We start from the raw sequence: 16,522 nt of genomic DNA, 5'->3' as shown, positions 1-16,522 counted from the left end.
GATGGCCATGCGATTCCCCTTTTGAAAGTTGAGGCGGATCAGGCGTCCGCGATCTCGCCCTGGAAGCTGTAGTTCTGCGAGCAGGAGTTGGATTTGCTGCGGCCGCTGGAAACGCTGGCCCCGTAGTTGACGGCGCTCATCGTGCTTGCGGCGAGCTGGCTGGAGATCTGGGCCTTTGCCCGCTGGATCTCCGCCGACTGCGCCAGCAGGCCGAGCATTTGCTGGACGCGCATCTGGGCCTGCTGCAGCTGAACGTCGACGTCGGCGCGTTCCCTCGCCAGTCCGAGCTCGAAACTGCGATCGGCCGCGGCCGAGGCCGTCTGCTCCACACCGGCGTCGGCGCTGTAGATCCGCGCCTTCGCGTCGAAGGCCTGGCCGACAGCTGCCAGTCGAGCGCGCTCGCCGCTCAGCGTCGCGTCCCAACGGGTGATGCCGGCGCGCCACACGTCCAGGTCAACCCCGTGCTGAGCCATGCGCAGGCGCTCGGCCTCAAATTGCATGTTGTTGCTGGCCGTCCAGGCATCGACCCGCTTGGCGTTGGCGTCGACCAGCGTGCGATACAGATCCGCCCGTTTGCCCTCACCCTCCACGCTCGCCGTATAGCCCTGCCACTCGGCGACGTGGGCACGCCAGCGCGCCTCATAGGCGTCAACCTGCGCGCGATACTTGTCGATGCCGAAACGGTTGATGTCGGCCTGCACCTTCACCGCCTCGACGCGGGTGCGATAGAAGTCGGCCAAGGTGGTGACGCCGCGCAGCTGCGATTCGTAGAGGCGCACCCGCTGCTCATTGATCTCACCGCGTGCTCGCTCACCTTCGATCTGGGCCCGGAACACCTCGACCTTGGCCAGCTCCGCCTGGATGCGATCGCGCAGCACCTGGGCGTCGGTTTGGTAGGCCTGCAGGCGTGCGTTGAAGACCGAGATCCTGGCGTTCAGCACGGCGATGACGGTTTCGCGCTGGAACGTCGCCGCCTGCAGCATCAGCTTCTGCTCGTCGGTGTGCAGCTGCGCCAGCGTCCCTTCCAGCGCCGCGCCCTGAGCTATGGCCATACGTTGGTTGGCCAGCGATTCTTCGAACTGCTTGATCGCCGCATCACGAGAGGCCTCGGCCACGGCGCCCTGCCCGGTTTGCCGGACCTCCAGGATCCTTCCGGCCAGCATGCCCTGGGGCTCGGCAAAGCCACGGGCGGCAAACTCCGATACGGCCTGATCCACGTTCCGCTGGGTGTCCAACTCGATGCGGCTGCGGGCACGCTGGAAGATCGCGTCTTCGATGATCCTTGGTAGCGCCTGGCTGCCGACGATCATGGGCTTCAGCGTGGCGGTGAGCGTATCCACCAGCGTGCTGACGTAGGGCGCAGCCTCGAACTGCCAGGTGTCGTTGAACGGCGGCTCGATGAAGATGGGCTTCTCCGCGTCGAACTCCGGCAAGGCAATGTTCGGCACATCGGGCAGGTTCAGTGCCTCGAACGTCGGCACCTGCGGCAGGACATAGGTGGGCTCCATCGGCAGCACGATCGGCGCCGGGTCCACAGGAAGAGTCGGCTCGACCACGTTCGGCGTGGTGGGCTTCGCTCCAAACGCCAGCGTCGGTGGTTGGGCGTCGAGCTCGGGCGCTTCGCTGATCGAGATCGGGGCGGCAACGAAGCCCGGCGCGCTGGGTAGGGGCACATCCGGGGCGCGGAATTCCAGGGCCCCTTCATCCAGGTCGGGGCGGCGCGGCCGCTGGAACGTGGCCTGCGGATCCGCGAAGCGGAAGTCAACGTTGAAGTCGATCGGATCCAGCCGGACGCTGTTGAGGCCCTGCAGGTTGGACACGGCCATGTTGTACGTGGTCGAGCCCAGCTCCATGAACTTGTCATGCGCGCTACCGACCAGCGTGATTGCGGCATCCGCCGACAGGTCAGGACACCAGGTAGTTGCCATTCATGCTTCTCCGGTCAGCTCCACAGGACGTAGATCGATACGTCCCAACTATTCGAACCCTGCGTTGCTACGGCGGCGGCCCCATCGGGGCCGTTGTAGCTGGTCGGGTTGCCCATGTAGTACGAGTCATAGCGGTCGCTGGCATTGAGATAGCGCATCTCGAGCGTGCGACCGTCCACGTCGCCTTCAATCGTCAGCATGAAATCGCCACCTGGGACGAAGCCTGGAAGCAAGGCCGCCTCTTCGCCGTCCACGTATCCGTTGTTGAAGGTGAGAATCCAGTCGCTGGGCTGAGGGTCTTCACCGCAGTCCTGAACAAGGTTGAATGGCTCGCGCCAGAAACAAGGTCCTGCCATGGTCATCCCCTGGTCCGGCGATCAAGATAGATCGGCCTGAAGTCGATGGCTGCGAGCTCGAAGTCGGCGCCGTCAACGTTCTCGATCACGAAGTCGAAGTCGACGGCCTTGATCCCCTTTCCCAGCTTCCAGCGGGTTTCCCGCTCGCTCGACGCCGGACGCTCCAGGATTCGGTATATGGCCGCTTCCTTCTGACCGCTCTGCTCGTTGACCGTGATCACATGCAGCAGCAGAGCCCCCGAAGCGGTGTAACCGACGAATGCCTCGGGCAGTCGCTTCAGGCGGCGCGTGCCCAGAGCAGAAAGGCCCAGCCGCAGCCGCGCAGCGATCGGTGTGCCGTCGTCGTCGTCGCCATCAAGCCGATGCAAGCCGTCCGCAGCCGCGGCGTAGTAGCGACCGCCGATCTTGGCGAAGCTGTTGAATGGATACTGGGTGTAACGACTCAGTGCGCGGCTTTCGGTGTTCATGACCCATGCCACGTACTCGCCAGTGTCCAGCGCCAGTCGGGTCACGAATCCCACCCCATCCCTCAGCAGTTGGGCCAGCTCGGCCGTGGCGCCGCCGGCGGCGCCGACGAGCAGCTGCTCGTCCACCATGACCACGCCGGTACCGACCTCGAATGCCGCGGTGTCTGCCAACATGCCGTCCACCACGCGCTCTGCGGCGCGCTGCAGGCTGGCCACCACTTCCGTGCCCAGAAGTCCATCGATGACTGTCTCAGTGCGTAGCGCCTCGGTCAGGGCGCCGAACCAGAGGCCGCCGACCAGGGCATTGAGCGCGTCTGCGTAGGAATTGGCGATCCCCAGCACCAGCAGGCGATCAATGACGCGCTCCAGCTTGATCGCATCAGCGTGGATCTCGGAGCTGAAGCTGACTCCCTCCTCGACCAGCAGCATGAACACCACTGCCGCTGCGTCTTCCAGGCTCAGCGTGTCCACCGTCCTGCAGCTGGCCAGCAGCGCGCTGCGCCGGCTCTCATCGATGGAGAGCACTTCGTTCAGCACGTGCGTTGGCATGCTGCTCCGGGTCTCTCCGACGGCCAGCGATGAACGCGGCGAAGCGAACCAGCGCCCGCCGAAGGCGGAGATCATCCGCGGTCGGGCAGAAAGGCCCGCGTAGGCCATCGGCGCGGTGACCTGCCGACCACTGTCATGAAGGACCAGGCGCGCCCCGCCGGCGCCGCGCCCCGACGCAGTCTGGAAGCCTCGGGCACGCAATCGGATGGCCGCTGCACCGCCGCCGACGTCCCGGTAGTAGCCCCGCCCGGAAGTGCCCAGGTTCAATGCGGCAGCGCCGTTGGCAGGGATAACCGGGTCCACGCCGCCGCCGAAGTAGATCTGACCACGTCCCGACGAGCCCAGGCTTAGCACGACACTTCCGGCGGCACCAACTCCTTGGCCAACCCCTACGACCCGCAGTGCCAACAGGGCCGCGGCACGCCCATCCGTGGTGGTGTGCTCCAGCTGCAGGAACTCGATGGTCATTCGATGAAATCTCCAGTCGCATAGATCGCGCAACCGACAACCACGAGCCCGTGGCTGGTTTGTTGCGACGTGTAGAAGCGATGGCCGTCGTGCAGGTAGTCGACGCTGCCACCGACGCGCCTTACCTCCCACGTGTCCTGGGAGTCATAGAAGCGGATAGGCGTCATGCGACGCCCGCGTTCTAGAACGCAAGCCTGCAGGCGCCCTCCCTCGCTTTGATGGAAGTACAAGCCGTGGCGGATTCTGGCTGGATCGGACACCTCCGCTTCGTCCAGGACGGAAAGCCCTACGACGACCCCCACTGCCCTACTCATGGTCAACCGCATAGCGACATCACCATCGAGCTCGTCGGCGCTGTCGGCGCCGGCGTTCCACTGGAAGACTGAGTCGTATTCCACGCGCGGAGGTACGGCCGGCATCGCCGGCTCTGCCTTCTGTTCCGGGTAGGTCGTGCAGGTGACAGGCCCGGGTGGCGCGGTCTGCACGAACACGCTCCTGCAGATCATGTACCGAACGTAGGTGACCCCGTTCTGCTCTTCATAGCCGAGAATGGTGGCGTCCTTCGGCAGCTGCACGGCGCTGTCCTTTGGCGCTGGCATCCGACCCTCGCTGCATTCCTGCCGCCAGTAGCCCTGGGCCGGCGATGCGCCGCAGATGGTGTAGGACGCCCGATACGGCACCGCCGGCTTCGCGGGCTGAGGAGGGACGTACCTGGAGACTGGCGGCTTGGACAACATGTCAGCTGGCCTGATCGGCAACCACGTTGAAGATGCTCACGCCCGTGCTGTTGCTGCCGTTGGCCGTCATCACGTCACTGCTGAACAAAACTGCAGCATTCGAGGCGGGCCCGCCCGCTGTGCCCTGCAGGCGAACACCGGTGGAAGCCCCGCGCCCGTCATCACCTGCGGCGCAGAAGCGATAGAACGTCGGCGAAAGGCTCGGCGCGCCGGCATTGGCGCCGTCGAACTGGATCAACCCCTCCCATTCTTCGCTCGGGGCCTTTGGCAGCACGTTGCCAACGGGCGCGGAGAAAGTGAGGCCGTCGCCGTCGACCGACAGCTTCGCCAGCTGCGTGTGGCTGCCAACCATGTCCAAGGCAGCATCGGCACTGGCCGGTACCGGGCCGGCGAACACGTACAGGAAGCCCTCGTCCAGAGCATTTTTGACCTGACCCAGGAGGGCCTGCGCGAGCGGGATGGAGATCGTCATGGTGCTTATTCCTTCGTCAGAGTGGGGGGATCGCAAACCACCATTCACCGATTTCGATACCGGTGTCGGTGGCCATGGCCAAAGTGGGCAGGCGCATCTGGAAGTCGCCCGGGCTGTCGTCGTCCAGACCGATCGCGCCGTCGATCCGCGGGGAATCGAAGGAGACTCCGCCGGCATCGGGCGCATTGCCGACCAGCCGGAACCAACCTGCAGTGCCGGCAGCGAGACCACGCAGAACCCAGCGCTGGGCAGCGTCCTTGTAGACGTAGCGGCCGTTGCGCACGAAGCTCAGGCCATTGGTCGACACGCCGGCCTGCCAGGCACCACCGTCGAGCGTGATACGGGCCAGGAGCGCCCCTGTCGCCGGCATATCTGCCGTCTCAGGTTGGGGCCCGGTGCGGATCTCGATACAGCCGCCTCGGAAGATCGCTTCGAATGCCGATGGGCCGAGGATCGACGCCTCGAACCCCGTGGAAGTGTTCACTGCCATGAAGGCTCCTAAATGGGCTTGGGTAAGACGGTCAGGGGGTAGAAGCGCCGGTCGTCAGCGGTAACGCCGAGCAAGGCCCCCAGGTCGTGACCCGTCACGTAGTTCAGAGCGCCGGTGTAGGCGCCGGGTATCGAGACGCAGTAGCGCCCCTTGCTGTAGTTCCAGCCGCCGGCCCAAGGGAACCCCAGGAAGTCGTAGACGCCCTGTTGGTCCATCATCAGCGGGACCAGCAGCGAAGACCCGGCGAACGCAATCAATCCCTCTCGAGGGTGCTTGTTCCAGAGGACGCCGGACTGGTTCGGTGTGCGCGGTCCCCATCCAGACCCGCCGGCGCCGACCCAGTAGCTGCCGAACACCAAGCCGTCGGTGACCGCGCCAGGTGCACGTGTGTCCAAGCCAGGGAAAGGCGCTGCGGTACCGGAGCTCGGATCCCATGCCACCGCCTCTGCTTCGCCATACACCATCCGGCCGGCCATGTAGGCAAAGGGCTGGATCGTGTGCGCCCCGTTGAATCCCTGGATCCGCCACCCTGAAAACAGGTTGTGGCGCACGTCCATGTAAGCCATCAGGTGATAGTCCTGGCGATCATTGCCGACCGCGAAGTCCCGATCGATCAGGGTGATCTCGCCACCGTCGAACTCCAGTACCACCGACACGCGCACCATTCCCTGGTAGTTGTTGGCCTCCACAGCAAACCGCCCCTCGCTCCGCCGCAGCGCCAGGTAAGCGTCCTTCCGCTCCATACCGGCGAAGTCGGACACGACCAGGCCACGTGTGGGTGCGACCAAGGCGAAGTTGCCGCCGCTCCCTGCGTAATTGCCCTGCAGGTAGGCAGCCTGGACCGCTGTGTGGGTGATGCTGCTGTCGGAGATCTCCACCTCCTGGGTCATCGTGTTGATCAGCGGAACGCCCGCTGTCTGCTCACTGTTGACGGTGCGAATCGCTCGCGTTCCGTCGCCATTGAAGAACCAGGCCATGGCCGCATCGGCGAAAGTGTTCCCCGACGTGCTGCCTTCTGGGTTGATCTGCCCTGGGGTCATGCCCAGTAGGCGGTGGCTGCCGGGCTCGATGACCCAGTCACCCTTCTGCGGCGTCCCCTCGTTCCGACGGAGCCTGAAGGCCACGAAGGCCGACTGCGCCGTGGTGGGTTGGCCCTGGGCGTAGTTGGTGAATGCCACCACCAGCTCCTGAACGCCAGCCGACGTCTTGCGCACGCAGGCGGAGTTGATCCGCCACGACAGGTATTCCGGCGGATCCTGCTGCAGCTCGTCGCGGTAGGCAATCCGGTCGAACAGGGCCTGGCCCTGCTGCAGCACCCAGCGCGCGCCGATGTCGAGCAAGGCAACGTCGTGCACGTACCGCGAGCAGAATCCGTAGAACGAAAGCGCCAGATCCTCGCCGTCCTTCCAGTCGATGTTCCCGAAGAAGTACAACCCATCGGGATACAGATCCGGCCGGTTGTAGCTCTCGTAGCGGGCGCCCTGGATCTGGTCGACCACGTCCCATCGGCGCCAGTACCGGGTCACCACCCGGCTGCCGGCGAACTCCAGCCACGCGGTCGGGTCATTGCCTGTCGGGTCCACCTGCGTACCGCGTTGCGCGGGATCGCCCGTGGGCACATCCCATCGTGGCCAAACAATGAAGCCCCCGCGGGGCTCCGGCGGTTCCTCTTCCGGTGGCGGGCCCGGAGTAATGATCGTGACCCGCGGGAGCTCGCCGATCTTCTCTGCCAGCAGCACCGTGCCGTCCTCCAACTCCCGCCGCAGGTTCGCGATCCCGAGGCCATTCCGTTTGGCCTCGTCGATCACGAAGCCCAGCAGCTTCCTTGCTTCGGGCACGTGTTGAGCTGCGACCTCTCGATCGCCCACAACTACGATTGGCGTCCACCCGCTGTACCGCGACCCGCTCATCAGCTGACGTCGCCCTCGTCCTTGGCGGACAGCACATACTCCAGCGCCAGCTTGTCGCCAGCGAGCTGGTTGGTGCGAGGCGTGGCGAAGCGGGTGGCAGCGACCAGGATGTTCGCCGTCGCGCCCTTGGCCGAGCCAGTCAGCAGTCCGATGCCGTAGAGGTTGTACGGTCCACCAGCCGAATAGATCAGGGTCGCCGCAGCCAGGGCGGCGCTGTTGCCGATGGCCTCGGCCGTGGAAGGCGTGGTAGTCCACGGCAGACGGCTGGCGTTGGTGTAGGCCGTGAATTCGGTGGCCACGTCCTTGAAGGTGGATCCCTTCCAGTCCGCTGCCGGCGTCACGTTGCCGGAGAACGGCGCCAGGTAGAAGGCGGTCTGCTGGCTGGCAGCGCCGAGTGCGCTGTTCAGGATGTAGTTCAGGCCTTCGCTGACCAGTCGGTTCGGATCGACTTGCCACGGCCCGAACGCACCGCCGGCCGGCGCATGGGCATGTCGGAAGACACCGCCGATGGTCGCGCGCGCGCGGGGAAGGTAGATGCCCGCCTCGGTAACTTCGTAACTGTGCTGGCGGATGGCGCGAACGGCGTCGCGCCCCACCGTGCCCAGGTTCTGCAGGGCCTTCATGACGTTCATCGGGTTTCTCCTTCGGTGGTTACCATTTGCCCGCGGGGCAGGAAGCCCCTTGGAATCGGGTCTTGCTTGCCAGGGGACAGCTGCAGAGACTGCAGCGCAGGAAAAGGCGACGTCCCAGCCGTTCGGCGTTCGGACAGGCACGGCAGATCTCCAGGCGACGTTTCACGTCGTCCGGCTTGGCCAACACAGCCATGGCTCAGGGGTCTCGGTGGATGACGTGGGCGACTGCCCGGTCGGTGACGGCCAGCGATTGGCCCTTGGGTGCCCGCAGCGCTGCCACGAGTTGGCTGAGGCCACCCTGGTCGCGCAGCAGCAGTGCGGCATGGTCGGCATCATCGACGACCGCCTCCCCCTTCTTCAGCACCTGCACCTGGCCGCCAGGCAACCCGACGCAGAAGTACCCGTCACGGGCGAGCCAGACCAGCACCGGTGCTGCGGATTGCAGCCCGAGCACGTCACCGTTGACGACCATGGCCGAGCCCGGCACAGCGCCACTGCCGCGCGCCACTGCCTGGCTGAAGTCCTTGGGGTCGGCGCCGGCGTACCAATAGGTACGCGCACCTGCTGCAACGTAGAGGCCAGCACGGTCCGGCAATCCGTCGCCGATAGGCTCCATCAGATCGATCGGGGCATTGAAGCGCATGCGGCTGGCCGCTGGCCGGAACATGCCGTAGCGCAGTGCCTCCGACCACAGCACCTCCTGGCCACAGGCAACGAACTGCCGGCCGTGGCCGCCGCGCACGATGTGGCCCGAGGGCAGCGGCCGCAGAAACTGTGTGGTGAGCGCCCTTCCCTCGCCTGCTGACAGCACGGGTGCCGAGCGGGTGCCGGCCGGGAGCACGGCGTACTGCCGCAGTACCTGATCATTCGGCCCCGAGACGTACACCGCAACCGAAACCGTATCCGGTGCCACTGGCAGCGGAATATCGCTCAGCTCGAACCCGCCGCCCTCGGCAATGTCGATCGCCGCGGCCAGGGTGCTGCCCGACTCGCGGCCGAGCCGATCCATGAACGTCACCGCGACCTGATACTGCCCTGGAGCCAGCGCACTTGCGGCGGACGGTGTCAGTACCGGCTGGCCCGCGGGGTGCTCAGGCGACCAAGGATGTCCCTGCAGGTCGATGTCGAGGACACCGCTGGCCGTGCTGTTGCTGAAGAAGACGCGATCGCCGATCAGCGCGTAGCTCAGCGGATCCAGGCCAACGTCGATTCCCAGCGCTTCCACTTGCTCATCCTCGTGGAGGGCATGCAGCTGCCCACCATCGACGAAGAGCCCGTACTGCAGGTGCCCATGGCTCCACAACGAGTGGGTCAATGCACCGGGGCGGAAGCGCTGGTGCCCGCGGCGCCGCTGCGGCCTGCCAGCGGCGTCGAGGTCGACATTGTCAGCCTCACGAAGGGCGCGCGGGATCCCGTCATCATCGGTCGGCAACGCCCCTTCCCCGGCGACGTTGTTGATGCCCAGTGGCCAAGGGCCACCCGGGCGAAGGTCGTCATCGCGAACGGGCATGTCAGAACCACATGGGTTGGGTGCCGGTGGTGGGGTCGATCGACAGCTGCTGCAGCGCGCGCGCGGTCGGGCGCTCGCCGAAGTAGCTCTCAAACAGTGCAAGGTGGCGGTCGGCGTCCGCAGTGCTCCGTTGCTCGGAATCGCGCTTGTTCAGGGCACGCCAGCAGGCCCAGTGCACCAACTTCCGGTGATGGATGGCGTCGATCACCGGCTCGTCCTCGCCGTCCTCCATCGCCTCGGCTGCCTGCGGCACGCGCCACAGCGTGAGCTGCAGGACGTCGACCTCTGTAGGTACCGGGCTCACCGACACCTCGCGGGCCTGTCGATCGCGCACCAGGTACGCGGGGCACCCTGCCTCAGTGCGCCAGTGGTGATGCCTTCCATCCAGGGCGGCGCTGGTGGTCCTGCAGAGTGGGTCGGACAGGTTGCTGGCCAACACCGCACGTCGGATCACGTAAACGGTCGGATGAAGCGGATAGTCGGCCCGGCCGGGCTCCAGGTTGATGTGACAGATTTCGGGGCGGCCACTCTCCACGAGCAACCGCGCCCGAATGCACGCCTCTTCCACAGCTTCGTTGAGGTGCCGGGTCAACGCGTCGTTGCTCCACAGATATGGAGCGCGGTCGTCGTCGAGCTCTTCCCGGCATTCCTCGATCAATTGGCTGAGGGTGCGCGCCTCCACGTCAGGCTTCCTCGAGCGCCTGGCCAAGCACCTTCAGGGTGGTGCCGCGCTGGTCGGGTTCCGGCTTGGCCAGTTCCAGGTCGAGGGCGGCCTTGATGACGACCTTGTCGATACCACCCTTGGCCAGTTCGGCCTTCAGCTTCTGCCAGGTCAACCCGTTCAGATGGGCCGCGGCTTCAACGATCTCCGGCGGCAGAGCAGCTGCGACGTTCGCGCCCGCCGGCGGCTCGCTGCTGCTGCTGGTGCTGCTGGTGCTGGTATCAGTGCCCGAGCCACCGGCATCGGTACCGATGCTGCCGCCTGCCGGCGGCGGCGGAAGCTGGTCTGCGGCCTGGCCGGTCGGCGGTGCTGGCTTGGCGACGGTCTGCAGGCTCTGTGCCCGGGCGATGTAGTACGCCTCGGGAATGCCCAGCAGGCGCTGGATGTGGTCAGAGTCTTCGATGTCGGCGACGTGCTCCGAGTCGGCATTGGCGGGATCAATCGGCACGAAGAAATACACGGTGCCTTCCAGCTCAACAGGCGCCTTCGGACGCTTGAATTTGCATGCAATCAGCATTGGATGCTCCTGGTAGGCGGGGCTGCAGCCGCAGCCCCGCTACGGTTGGGGGCTCAGGCCGGGAAGCTGGCCAGGCGCAGGATCAGCTCGCCCTGCTGGGCACCCGGGGCGGTATTGAGCTTCACGTAAACCGGACGATTCACCGGCTTGGAGCCCAGGGCCTCCGCGATCAGGTGCAGGGCCACCGGGGTGAATGCCGCGGTGTCCGCAACCACCGCGGTCGGGGCGATGACGGTGTTGCCGGCCGCCGATGCGCCGTCGATTGCGTCGGGAATGAAAACGGTGACGTTCTGGGCCGCCAGCTTGTCGGCGGCGTCCAGCTTGGCGAACAGGCCCGAGCCCTGGCTGTGCAGCTTGTGGTTGGCCGGCAGCTCACCGATCAGCACCAGGTCGCCATCCGCGGCGGCCTCGACGGGCCAGCTGTAGTCGTTGACCACCACCAGGCCGGCGGCCGGCGACGATGCGCCGCTGTTGCGGCCAGTTGCGAGTTTCGTGGACATGGATTTCTCCTGCGAAGGATGTGGGTTCTGAACGCAGGAGCCCCGACATGCCGGGGCTCCTGCAGTGACGTTTACTGCGGGTTCGGATCGGCCGCGGCGGTATCCAGGGCGATCGTGCCGAAGTCCTTACCGTTGAAGCGGGTCTTCTTGATGCCGAAGATCGCGCCGGCGCAGATCTCGATGTCGTTGCCGTGATCGAGCGGAACCTCGGACCAGTCGAAGCGCAGTCCATTGCCCGGCGAACCGAAGGCCAGCACCAGGGCCTGGCGGCCAAGGAACAGCGCGCGGGCCGCTGCGACGTTGCCGCCGGCACCATAGTCCCCGAAGCGCACCACGGACTTGTGCTTGTGCAGGATCGTGTTGCCGATCATGCCCAGGTTGTCCTTGAAGATCGGGTTGCTGGCACCTTCGGAGGCTGCAGCAGCCTTCTGGATGTCCAACCAGTTGCCCGGATCCGTGGAGGTCTTCAGGTCATGCGCCTGGAAGGGGTGCATGACGGTGACGAAGTGCTCGCCGCCGGCGATGGTGATCGGCTGGATCTCCGCCACCTGGGTCGAACCGCCACCCTGCGATGCCGCCTTGGTATTGGCGCGCTCGATCAGGACACGGCTCATCTTGCCGGCCGAGGTCAGCGAAGCCTTGCTGGCGCCATCACCGAACAGGATGTGCGAGCTGTCCGGTGCCTCGAACGCGTTGCCCGCACGACCGGTGTAGTTCAGCGGGACGTTGTAGTCCTCATTGATGCCGCGGGCGCCCGAGCCGTACATGAAGAAGAGCTCGTCGTAGAAGCGCGCCCAGAACTCGGTCAGGCGGTTGCGGCCGACCTTGCGCAGGTCGTGAACGGTGCGCTTGCGGCTCATACGGCCACCGCAGCTGACCGGCTTGCGGGCCTGGTCGATGAAGACCTTGTCGGTGAAGAAGTCGAGCTTCTCGCCCCTGCCCTCGGCCTTCTGGTCGCCTTCGATGACGCCACCGGTCAGCTGCACGGAAAGGTCGTAGCTGATGGTGTCGCCGGCTTCCTGCTCCAGGTCGGTCTGCAGCATCACCGGCATCGAGGTCTCCGACCCCTTGCCCATCATCTTGCGCGTCCAGTAGGACTGTTTGGATACCGAAACCATGAGGTCCGCGGACCACAGCTTCCGGGCCTTCGGGTCGTTCAGACCCACGATCGTCTGTGCCATGTTGCTTCTCCAGGGAGATCACGGCACTTCTGCGCCTCTGTCGTTGACCCGCACTACTGCGCAGGTTTTTGAGGATGTTCAGCCCGTTGTGGGCGTTGGCCGACGCGCTACTCGCTGCAGCGCGCCGCCAGTTGGTTGCTGCTCACCGGCTCGGGTGATGGTCACCGGCGTGTTGGATTCGATGATCACCCGCGAGCGTTTGCCGCTCTTCTCGGTGAAGGTGATCGACGCACCCGACCCGGAGGGGATCAGGACCACGTCGCCGGGCTCCAAGGTGGTGTGCAGCTTGGGCATGGGGCTCAGTTGTCCGCCACGAAGGAACCGGGCACGTCACGCAGGATGCGATCGCGTTCGCTCTCCGACTTGCCGGCCAGGAACGACTCGATGTCCTCGATGTTGTCCATGCCGGCAGCGGCGTCAGCCGTCGATCGGGAGGTCGGGTCGGCAGCGGCGGGCACGGTACTCAGGGTAGCCGGGACAGCGCCCAGCGGTGCGGCACGATCCGGCTTCGCCGGCGGCTGCGCCACGGGCGGCGCGGTCGCGGCGGTCGAGGCCTGCAGCAGGCCCTCGCTCACCAGCAGATCCCGCGCGCCAGCCAGGATGTCCCAGTCGGTGACCTGCCGCCCTGCAGCGGCGGCTTCGTTTACCACGCTCTGCATGGCCTGCTCCCACGCGGCGAAGCGCATCGGGCTGGCGGCAATGCCGGCGTTCTCCGGGCGGGAGAGGAACTGGCGCTGCAGGTACGCCCAGGACTGGTCGGCGTTCTGCTGGCTCATCTGCTGCTGCAGGGTGGCCATGTCCTGGGCACGCTCGACGCGGCTGCGCTCGTCTCGCAGATCCTCGTACTGCTGCTCGTAGGCTTCGTCCTCGACGTCGCCGGCCTTGTACTTCTCCTTCAGGGCCTGCAGCTTGCCGTTGATGTCCCCGATTTCCTTGCCGTAGTCGCGCTCGTCGGCCGCGTACGTGGGAACGAACGGCGTCGCAGGCGCCGGCTCGGATACTGCAGCCGGTGCTGCAGGCGCACCTTCTGCAGCGGCTGCCGCATCAGGCGGGGTCGCTCCTTCAACGGGAGCGGCAGCAGCTGAGGCGTCAGCTGCCGGCGTCGCTGCACCGCCAGCGGCGGCGGCCGGCTCGGCCGCGCCGGTTGCCGCGGCTGCGGCGCCGGGGGTGGTCTCGTCAGCGCTGGCAAGCGCCGCGCGCTCGCCCTCGGTCATTTCCAGTTCGTTCGCTGCCAGCGACTGCTGGCCCGCGTTGTCAGGCTGCTGCATGAGCGGTTTCCTCTGGGGGCTGTTGGGTGCTCAGGAGGCGGTCTGCCGCCGGAGCGAGGGGGAGCAGGAGCTCGATCAGCTCGGCAACGTTCAGCGCGTCGCCCTTGGTCTTGATCTGAAGGGCCTTGGCCTTGGCCATGACCTCTTCGCGTTTGGCTTCATCCAGGCCCACTTTCGCCATGCGCTCGCGCAGGGTCACGTCTCGCTCCTGCGATTCCTGCTGTTGGCGGGCCTGCGCCTCGGGACTGTCGACATCCTGGTCGTTGTCCGACTGGCCGGTGATCTTCCGGATTCGTTGCACGACCTCGTCCTTGCCGGGCATGTCGATCATGTCGAAAGCGAGGTCCAGCAGCTGGATGGACATATCCGGGGGCAGCTTGCCCAGCATGTCGAAGAACTGCTCGGCGAAAGCCTGGCGCATGGATTCGCGGAAGTCCTGCTGGTCCACGATGAAGTCGGCCTGGTTGCGGCTGATGTCGTTGTCGACCACCCAGACGTTGTTGAGCGTGTCCAGGCGCAGCTGGTTGATCACACGCCAGTCCAGACCCTTGCGTTCGCCGACGATCCGGAACTGCCGTTCCTCGGTCATGAACTGCTCGGTCAGCGACAGCTGCTTTTCACCGCTGAGCTGGATCCCCAAGCGGTAATTGTCGAACAGCTCTGCTGTTCCCACCGCACCTTCCTGCTGCTTGGCAAGGATCGCCCGGCCGCTGGCCGCGTTGGTCTCGCGGCCCAACAGCTCGCGGTTCACGCCGGTACCGTCGTGGATGTGAGCGGCGTCCAACTCGAGCAGCTGGATCTGCGCCTCTGCCACATCGAGGTTTCGCTCCACCTTGATTTTTTTCAGACCGCCATTGTTCAGTGCAATCACACCGTTGGGCTTGGCGATCTCGCGCTTCACTTCCTCGATGCGGTCCTCATCGATGGCGCCATCCTCATAGAACAGCTGGTTAGTGCTCAGGGCCCACAACAGCTTGCTCATCCGCTTGTTCAGATCTTCCTGCGAGTCGCGCACACCGCGGACCAGGCCGTACTCCATGCCGTCCCGGTTGCGGCGATAGCACCAGTACGGGGTGTAGGGGAACTTCCCATGTCGGAACGGGCTGCGCTTGAGCTGCAGCAGTCCGCCCTCGGTGAAGATCGCGCACCACATTTCCTCGACCACGGCGTCGGACAGGGAGTAGACCGGCGCAGCTTCGCTCTTCATCGCCGCCAGCGCCTGCTGGTGCTGGGCGTTGCTAGGGTCGAAGCGATCGCCGCGGTACTCGCCACCCCACAGCCGCTTATGCGCTACGGGGCGTTTGAACCAGCACTCAATCAGGCGTACCCGCAGCCGGCAACGGCTGTCCAGGGACGCACGGCCCGTGATGCGTCGGCCGGTGACCGTGTGACCGCGACTGTCGTAGCGGCGGAACACCTGCGGCAGGTCCAGTTCCTCGTCGAACGCACCATTGTCGCCGTCGTAGTGGTCTTGGGCCGCTCGATTCACCAGCTCGACCCGGTCGGGGAACATGGCCTCCGCATAGTCCAGATCTGCGAACTTCTCCCGCAGCAGGAAGCGGCAATCGCTCAGATCGAGGGCGCGGCTTACCGGGTCGCGACGCATCTGCCGCCAGGGAATATGCCCGATCATCACCGGCTCTTCAGCGCGGTCCGTCCGGATCGATTCCTCGGTCCACCCGCAGCCGGCGATCGCGGCGTCCTTGAAAGCCTGGCTGCGCGCCCAGGGCACGCGGTTGGTGTCGCTGAGGTACTTCATCAGCTCCGACTTGACCGCGGCGATATCGACATCGTCCTCGGCTCGCGGATGCACCACCCCGTCGATCCTGGTGCGACGCTCGGTGCCAATGACCCAGTCAATGGCCATCTTGATCTTGTTGTAGGTCAGCGGCGCCTGGTGCCGGGCTGCCAGCACCGCCCGGTCTTCTTCCGACCACTGGATGTGGTCGTAGAAGTCATAGTCGAGCATCTGCTCGATGCGGTTGTCGTAGAACGCATCGAGGGCGGTGTACCAGTAGTCCAGCACCTTCGCGTGGAGACGGCGGTTCTCCAGGCTGTCGAGCGAGTGGCCTTCCACGTCGGGCGGAGCCGCGGTGGCCACGTCTGCAGCACCAGGGTCGTAGGCCGGCTCGCTGCGCAAGTTCTCGATCGTCTGCATCAGTTCACCTTCTGCCCGTTGATCTTGATCTGGATCCCCATGCTGGCCATCCCGCCAAGCCACTGCTCGCGGCTTTGCTCCGCCGGCGGGCGAAGGTTCTTTACGTCGTCGCAGAATTCGAGGATGGCGTCGTGGATGCGGTGCCGGTATGCAGGAACGTCCAGGCCATAGAGCGCGACCGAGGCGTTCTGCAGGCGGGCAACCATGTCGCCGATGTGGTGATGCCGGCCACGGTCCTTGTCTTCCGGCCGGAAGATCCAGAAGTCGCGGAACGGCACCAGGTAGGCCGGGCTGCCGTAGGCGATCGCCCCGGTCACCGGGTTCACGCCCTCGACCCGGCGGTTCTCGTTGCGGATGTAGAGGGCGGCATCGTCGTCGCCGTCGCGCACGATGTGGGTCAGGTAGAGGGTGAGATCCCCCTTCTTGCCGCACCACACGAAGCCATCCGGTGCGAGCTCGACCTCGACGCTCATGCTTCCGCTCCCAGCAGCGCCAGCGCGGCGTCGAGTTCTTCCACTACCGCCGCGACGGCCTGGTCGGGCGACAGGACATGGTCCTCGACAACGGTGCCGTGGTTCTCGCCACCTGGCAGGTAGCGCGCGTAGCTGCGGGCCTGCTGCAGGTGGATGGCCAGCTGCTCGACCGTGCGATTCTTCAC

Annotated in this window: 18 protein-coding genes; all 18 read right to left on the bottom strand. The window is 65.7% G+C overall.

Annotated elements, in window-relative coordinates; translation table 11 throughout:
• Positions 1-38 precede the first annotated feature (38 nt).
• The 18 genes from CR156_RS06685 to CR156_RS06600 all read right to left on the bottom strand — a co-directional run bounded on the left by CR156_RS06685 (position 39) and on the right by CR156_RS06600 (position 16,522).
• On the bottom strand, positions 39-1,928 hold the full coding sequence (locus CR156_RS06685) for a hypothetical protein (RefSeq protein ID WP_100552264.1): 1,890 nt from the start codon (positions 1,926-1,928) through the stop codon (positions 39-41).
• Positions 1,929-1,942: 14 nt separating this feature from the next.
• The gene (locus tag CR156_RS22690; RefSeq protein WP_133120062.1) at positions 1,943-2,128 is read right to left on the bottom strand and encodes a hypothetical protein; all 186 of its coding nucleotides are present in this window, start codon (positions 2,126-2,128) and stop codon (positions 1,943-1,945) included.
• A gap of 158 nt (positions 2,129-2,286) precedes the next feature.
• Positions 2,287-3,768: a hypothetical protein gene (locus CR156_RS06675; RefSeq protein ID WP_100552262.1), complete on the bottom strand. Its 1,482-nt coding sequence runs from the start codon at positions 3,766-3,768 to the stop codon at positions 2,287-2,289.
• On the bottom strand, positions 3,765-4,343 hold the full coding sequence (locus CR156_RS06670) for a hypothetical protein (protein WP_243381725.1): 579 nt from the start codon (positions 4,341-4,343) through the stop codon (positions 3,765-3,767). Before CR156_RS06670 ends, CR156_RS06675 begins: the two co-directional genes overlap by 4 nt.
• Positions 4,344-4,506: 163 nt before the next feature.
• On the bottom strand, positions 4,507-4,977 hold the full coding sequence (locus tag CR156_RS06665) for a hypothetical protein (RefSeq protein WP_032977681.1): 471 nt from the start codon (positions 4,975-4,977) through the stop codon (positions 4,507-4,509).
• Positions 4,978-4,993: 16 nt separating this feature from the next.
• Positions 4,994-5,467, bottom strand: a complete 474-nt coding sequence (locus CR156_RS06660) for a hypothetical protein (protein WP_100552260.1) — start codon at positions 5,465-5,467, stop codon at positions 4,994-4,996.
• 8 nt (positions 5,468-5,475) lie between these two features.
• A complete protein-coding gene (locus CR156_RS06655; RefSeq protein ID WP_243381722.1) occupies positions 5,476-7,305 on the bottom strand; it encodes a hypothetical protein in 1,830 nt (609 codons plus the stop codon).
• A 71-nt stretch (positions 7,306-7,376) separates the two neighbouring features.
• A complete protein-coding gene (locus CR156_RS06650) occupies positions 7,377-8,009 on the bottom strand; it encodes a hypothetical protein (RefSeq protein WP_100552258.1) in 633 nt (210 codons plus the stop codon).
• Between the two features lie 196 nt (positions 8,010-8,205).
• Positions 8,206-9,519 (bottom strand): hypothetical protein, encoded by a 1,314-nt coding sequence (locus tag CR156_RS06645; RefSeq protein WP_100552257.1) that lies wholly within the window; start codon positions 9,517-9,519, stop codon positions 8,206-8,208.
• Position 9,520: 1 nt separating this feature from the next.
• Positions 9,521-10,201 (bottom strand): phage adaptor protein, encoded by a 681-nt coding sequence (locus tag CR156_RS06640; RefSeq protein WP_100552256.1) that lies wholly within the window; start codon positions 10,199-10,201, stop codon positions 9,521-9,523.
• A 1-nt stretch (position 10,202) separates the two neighbouring features.
• Complete coding sequence (locus CR156_RS06635) at positions 10,203-10,757, bottom strand: hypothetical protein (RefSeq protein WP_100552255.1); 555 nt, start codon at positions 10,755-10,757, stop codon at positions 10,203-10,205.
• A 53-nt stretch (positions 10,758-10,810) separates the two neighbouring features.
• Positions 10,811-11,257: a hypothetical protein gene (locus CR156_RS06630; RefSeq protein WP_100552254.1), complete on the bottom strand. Its 447-nt coding sequence runs from the start codon at positions 11,255-11,257 to the stop codon at positions 10,811-10,813.
• A gap of 71 nt (positions 11,258-11,328) precedes the next feature.
• Entirely contained in the window at positions 11,329-12,438 is a 1,110-nt protein-coding gene (locus CR156_RS06625; protein WP_100552253.1) for a N4-gp56 family major capsid protein, read from the bottom strand.
• A gap of 78 nt (positions 12,439-12,516) precedes the next feature.
• Positions 12,517-12,732, bottom strand: a complete 216-nt coding sequence (locus CR156_RS06620) for a hypothetical protein (protein WP_005409207.1) — start codon at positions 12,730-12,732, stop codon at positions 12,517-12,519.
• 5 nt (positions 12,733-12,737) lie between these two features.
• Positions 12,738-13,706: a hypothetical protein gene (locus CR156_RS06615; protein WP_100552252.1), complete on the bottom strand. Its 969-nt coding sequence runs from the start codon at positions 13,704-13,706 to the stop codon at positions 12,738-12,740.
• Positions 13,693-15,864 carry a portal protein gene (locus CR156_RS06610; protein ID WP_100552251.1) on the bottom strand — a complete coding sequence of 724 codons (2,172 nt, stop codon included), beginning with the start codon at positions 15,862-15,864 and terminating at the stop codon, positions 13,693-13,695. The genes CR156_RS06615 and CR156_RS06610 overlap by 14 nt, the downstream gene beginning before the upstream one ends.
• Positions 15,864-16,337 (bottom strand): hypothetical protein, encoded by a 474-nt coding sequence (locus tag CR156_RS06605; protein WP_100552250.1) that lies wholly within the window; start codon positions 16,335-16,337, stop codon positions 15,864-15,866. The genes CR156_RS06610 and CR156_RS06605 overlap by 1 nt, the downstream gene beginning before the upstream one ends.
• Complete coding sequence (locus CR156_RS06600) at positions 16,334-16,522, bottom strand: hypothetical protein (protein ID WP_100552249.1); 189 nt, start codon at positions 16,520-16,522, stop codon at positions 16,334-16,336. Before CR156_RS06600 ends, CR156_RS06605 begins: the two co-directional genes overlap by 4 nt.

Origin of the sequence: Stenotrophomonas lactitubi (genome assembly GCF_002803515.1) — a bacterium.
In the GTDB taxonomy this organism is placed as follows: domain Bacteria; phylum Pseudomonadota; class Gammaproteobacteria; order Xanthomonadales; family Xanthomonadaceae; genus Stenotrophomonas; species Stenotrophomonas lactitubi.
Note: the sequence above shows the minus strand (reverse complement) of the source record. Positions and strands in the feature narration are given on the sequence as shown.

Excerpts from the sequence above, each read along its gene's own strand:
- CR156_RS06685 (WP_100552264.1), bottom strand. The coding sequence starts at position 1,928 with ATGGCAACTACCTGGTGTCCTGACCTGTCGGCGGATGCCGCAATCACG.
- CR156_RS22690 (WP_133120062.1), bottom strand. The coding sequence starts at position 2,128 with ATGCTGACGATTGAAGGCGACGTGGACGGTCGCACGCTCGAGATGCGC.
- CR156_RS06675 (WP_100552262.1), bottom strand. The coding sequence starts at position 3,768 with ATGACCATCGAGTTCCTGCAGCTGGAGCACACCACCACGGATGGGCGT.
- CR156_RS06665 (WP_032977681.1), bottom strand. The coding sequence starts at position 4,977 with ATGACGATCTCCATCCCGCTCGCGCAGGCCCTCCTGGGTCAGGTCAAA.
- CR156_RS06660 (WP_100552260.1), bottom strand. The coding sequence starts at position 5,467 with ATGGCAGTGAACACTTCCACGGGGTTCGAGGCGTCGATCCTCGGCCCA.
- CR156_RS06650 (WP_100552258.1), bottom strand. The coding sequence starts at position 8,009 with ATGAACGTCATGAAGGCCCTGCAGAACCTGGGCACGGTGGGGCGCGAC.
- CR156_RS06645 (WP_100552257.1), bottom strand. The coding sequence starts at position 9,519 with ATGCCCGTTCGCGATGACGACCTTCGCCCGGGTGGCCCTTGGCCACTG.
- CR156_RS06635 (WP_100552255.1), bottom strand. The coding sequence starts at position 10,757 with ATGCTGATTGCATGCAAATTCAAGCGTCCGAAGGCGCCTGTTGAGCTG.
- CR156_RS06630 (WP_100552254.1), bottom strand. The coding sequence starts at position 11,257 with ATGTCCACGAAACTCGCAACTGGCCGCAACAGCGGCGCATCGTCGCCG.
- CR156_RS06625 (WP_100552253.1), bottom strand. The coding sequence starts at position 12,438 with ATGGCACAGACGATCGTGGGTCTGAACGACCCGAAGGCCCGGAAGCTG.
- CR156_RS06620 (WP_005409207.1), bottom strand. The coding sequence starts at position 12,732 with ATGCCCAAGCTGCACACCACCTTGGAGCCCGGCGACGTGGTCCTGATC.
- CR156_RS06615 (WP_100552252.1), bottom strand. The coding sequence starts at position 13,706 with ATGCAGCAGCCTGACAACGCGGGCCAGCAGTCGCTGGCAGCGAACGAA.
- CR156_RS06610 (WP_100552251.1), bottom strand. The coding sequence starts at position 15,864 with ATGCAGACGATCGAGAACTTGCGCAGCGAGCCGGCCTACGACCCTGGT.
- CR156_RS06605 (WP_100552250.1), bottom strand. The coding sequence starts at position 16,337 with ATGAGCGTCGAGGTCGAGCTCGCACCGGATGGCTTCGTGTGGTGCGGC.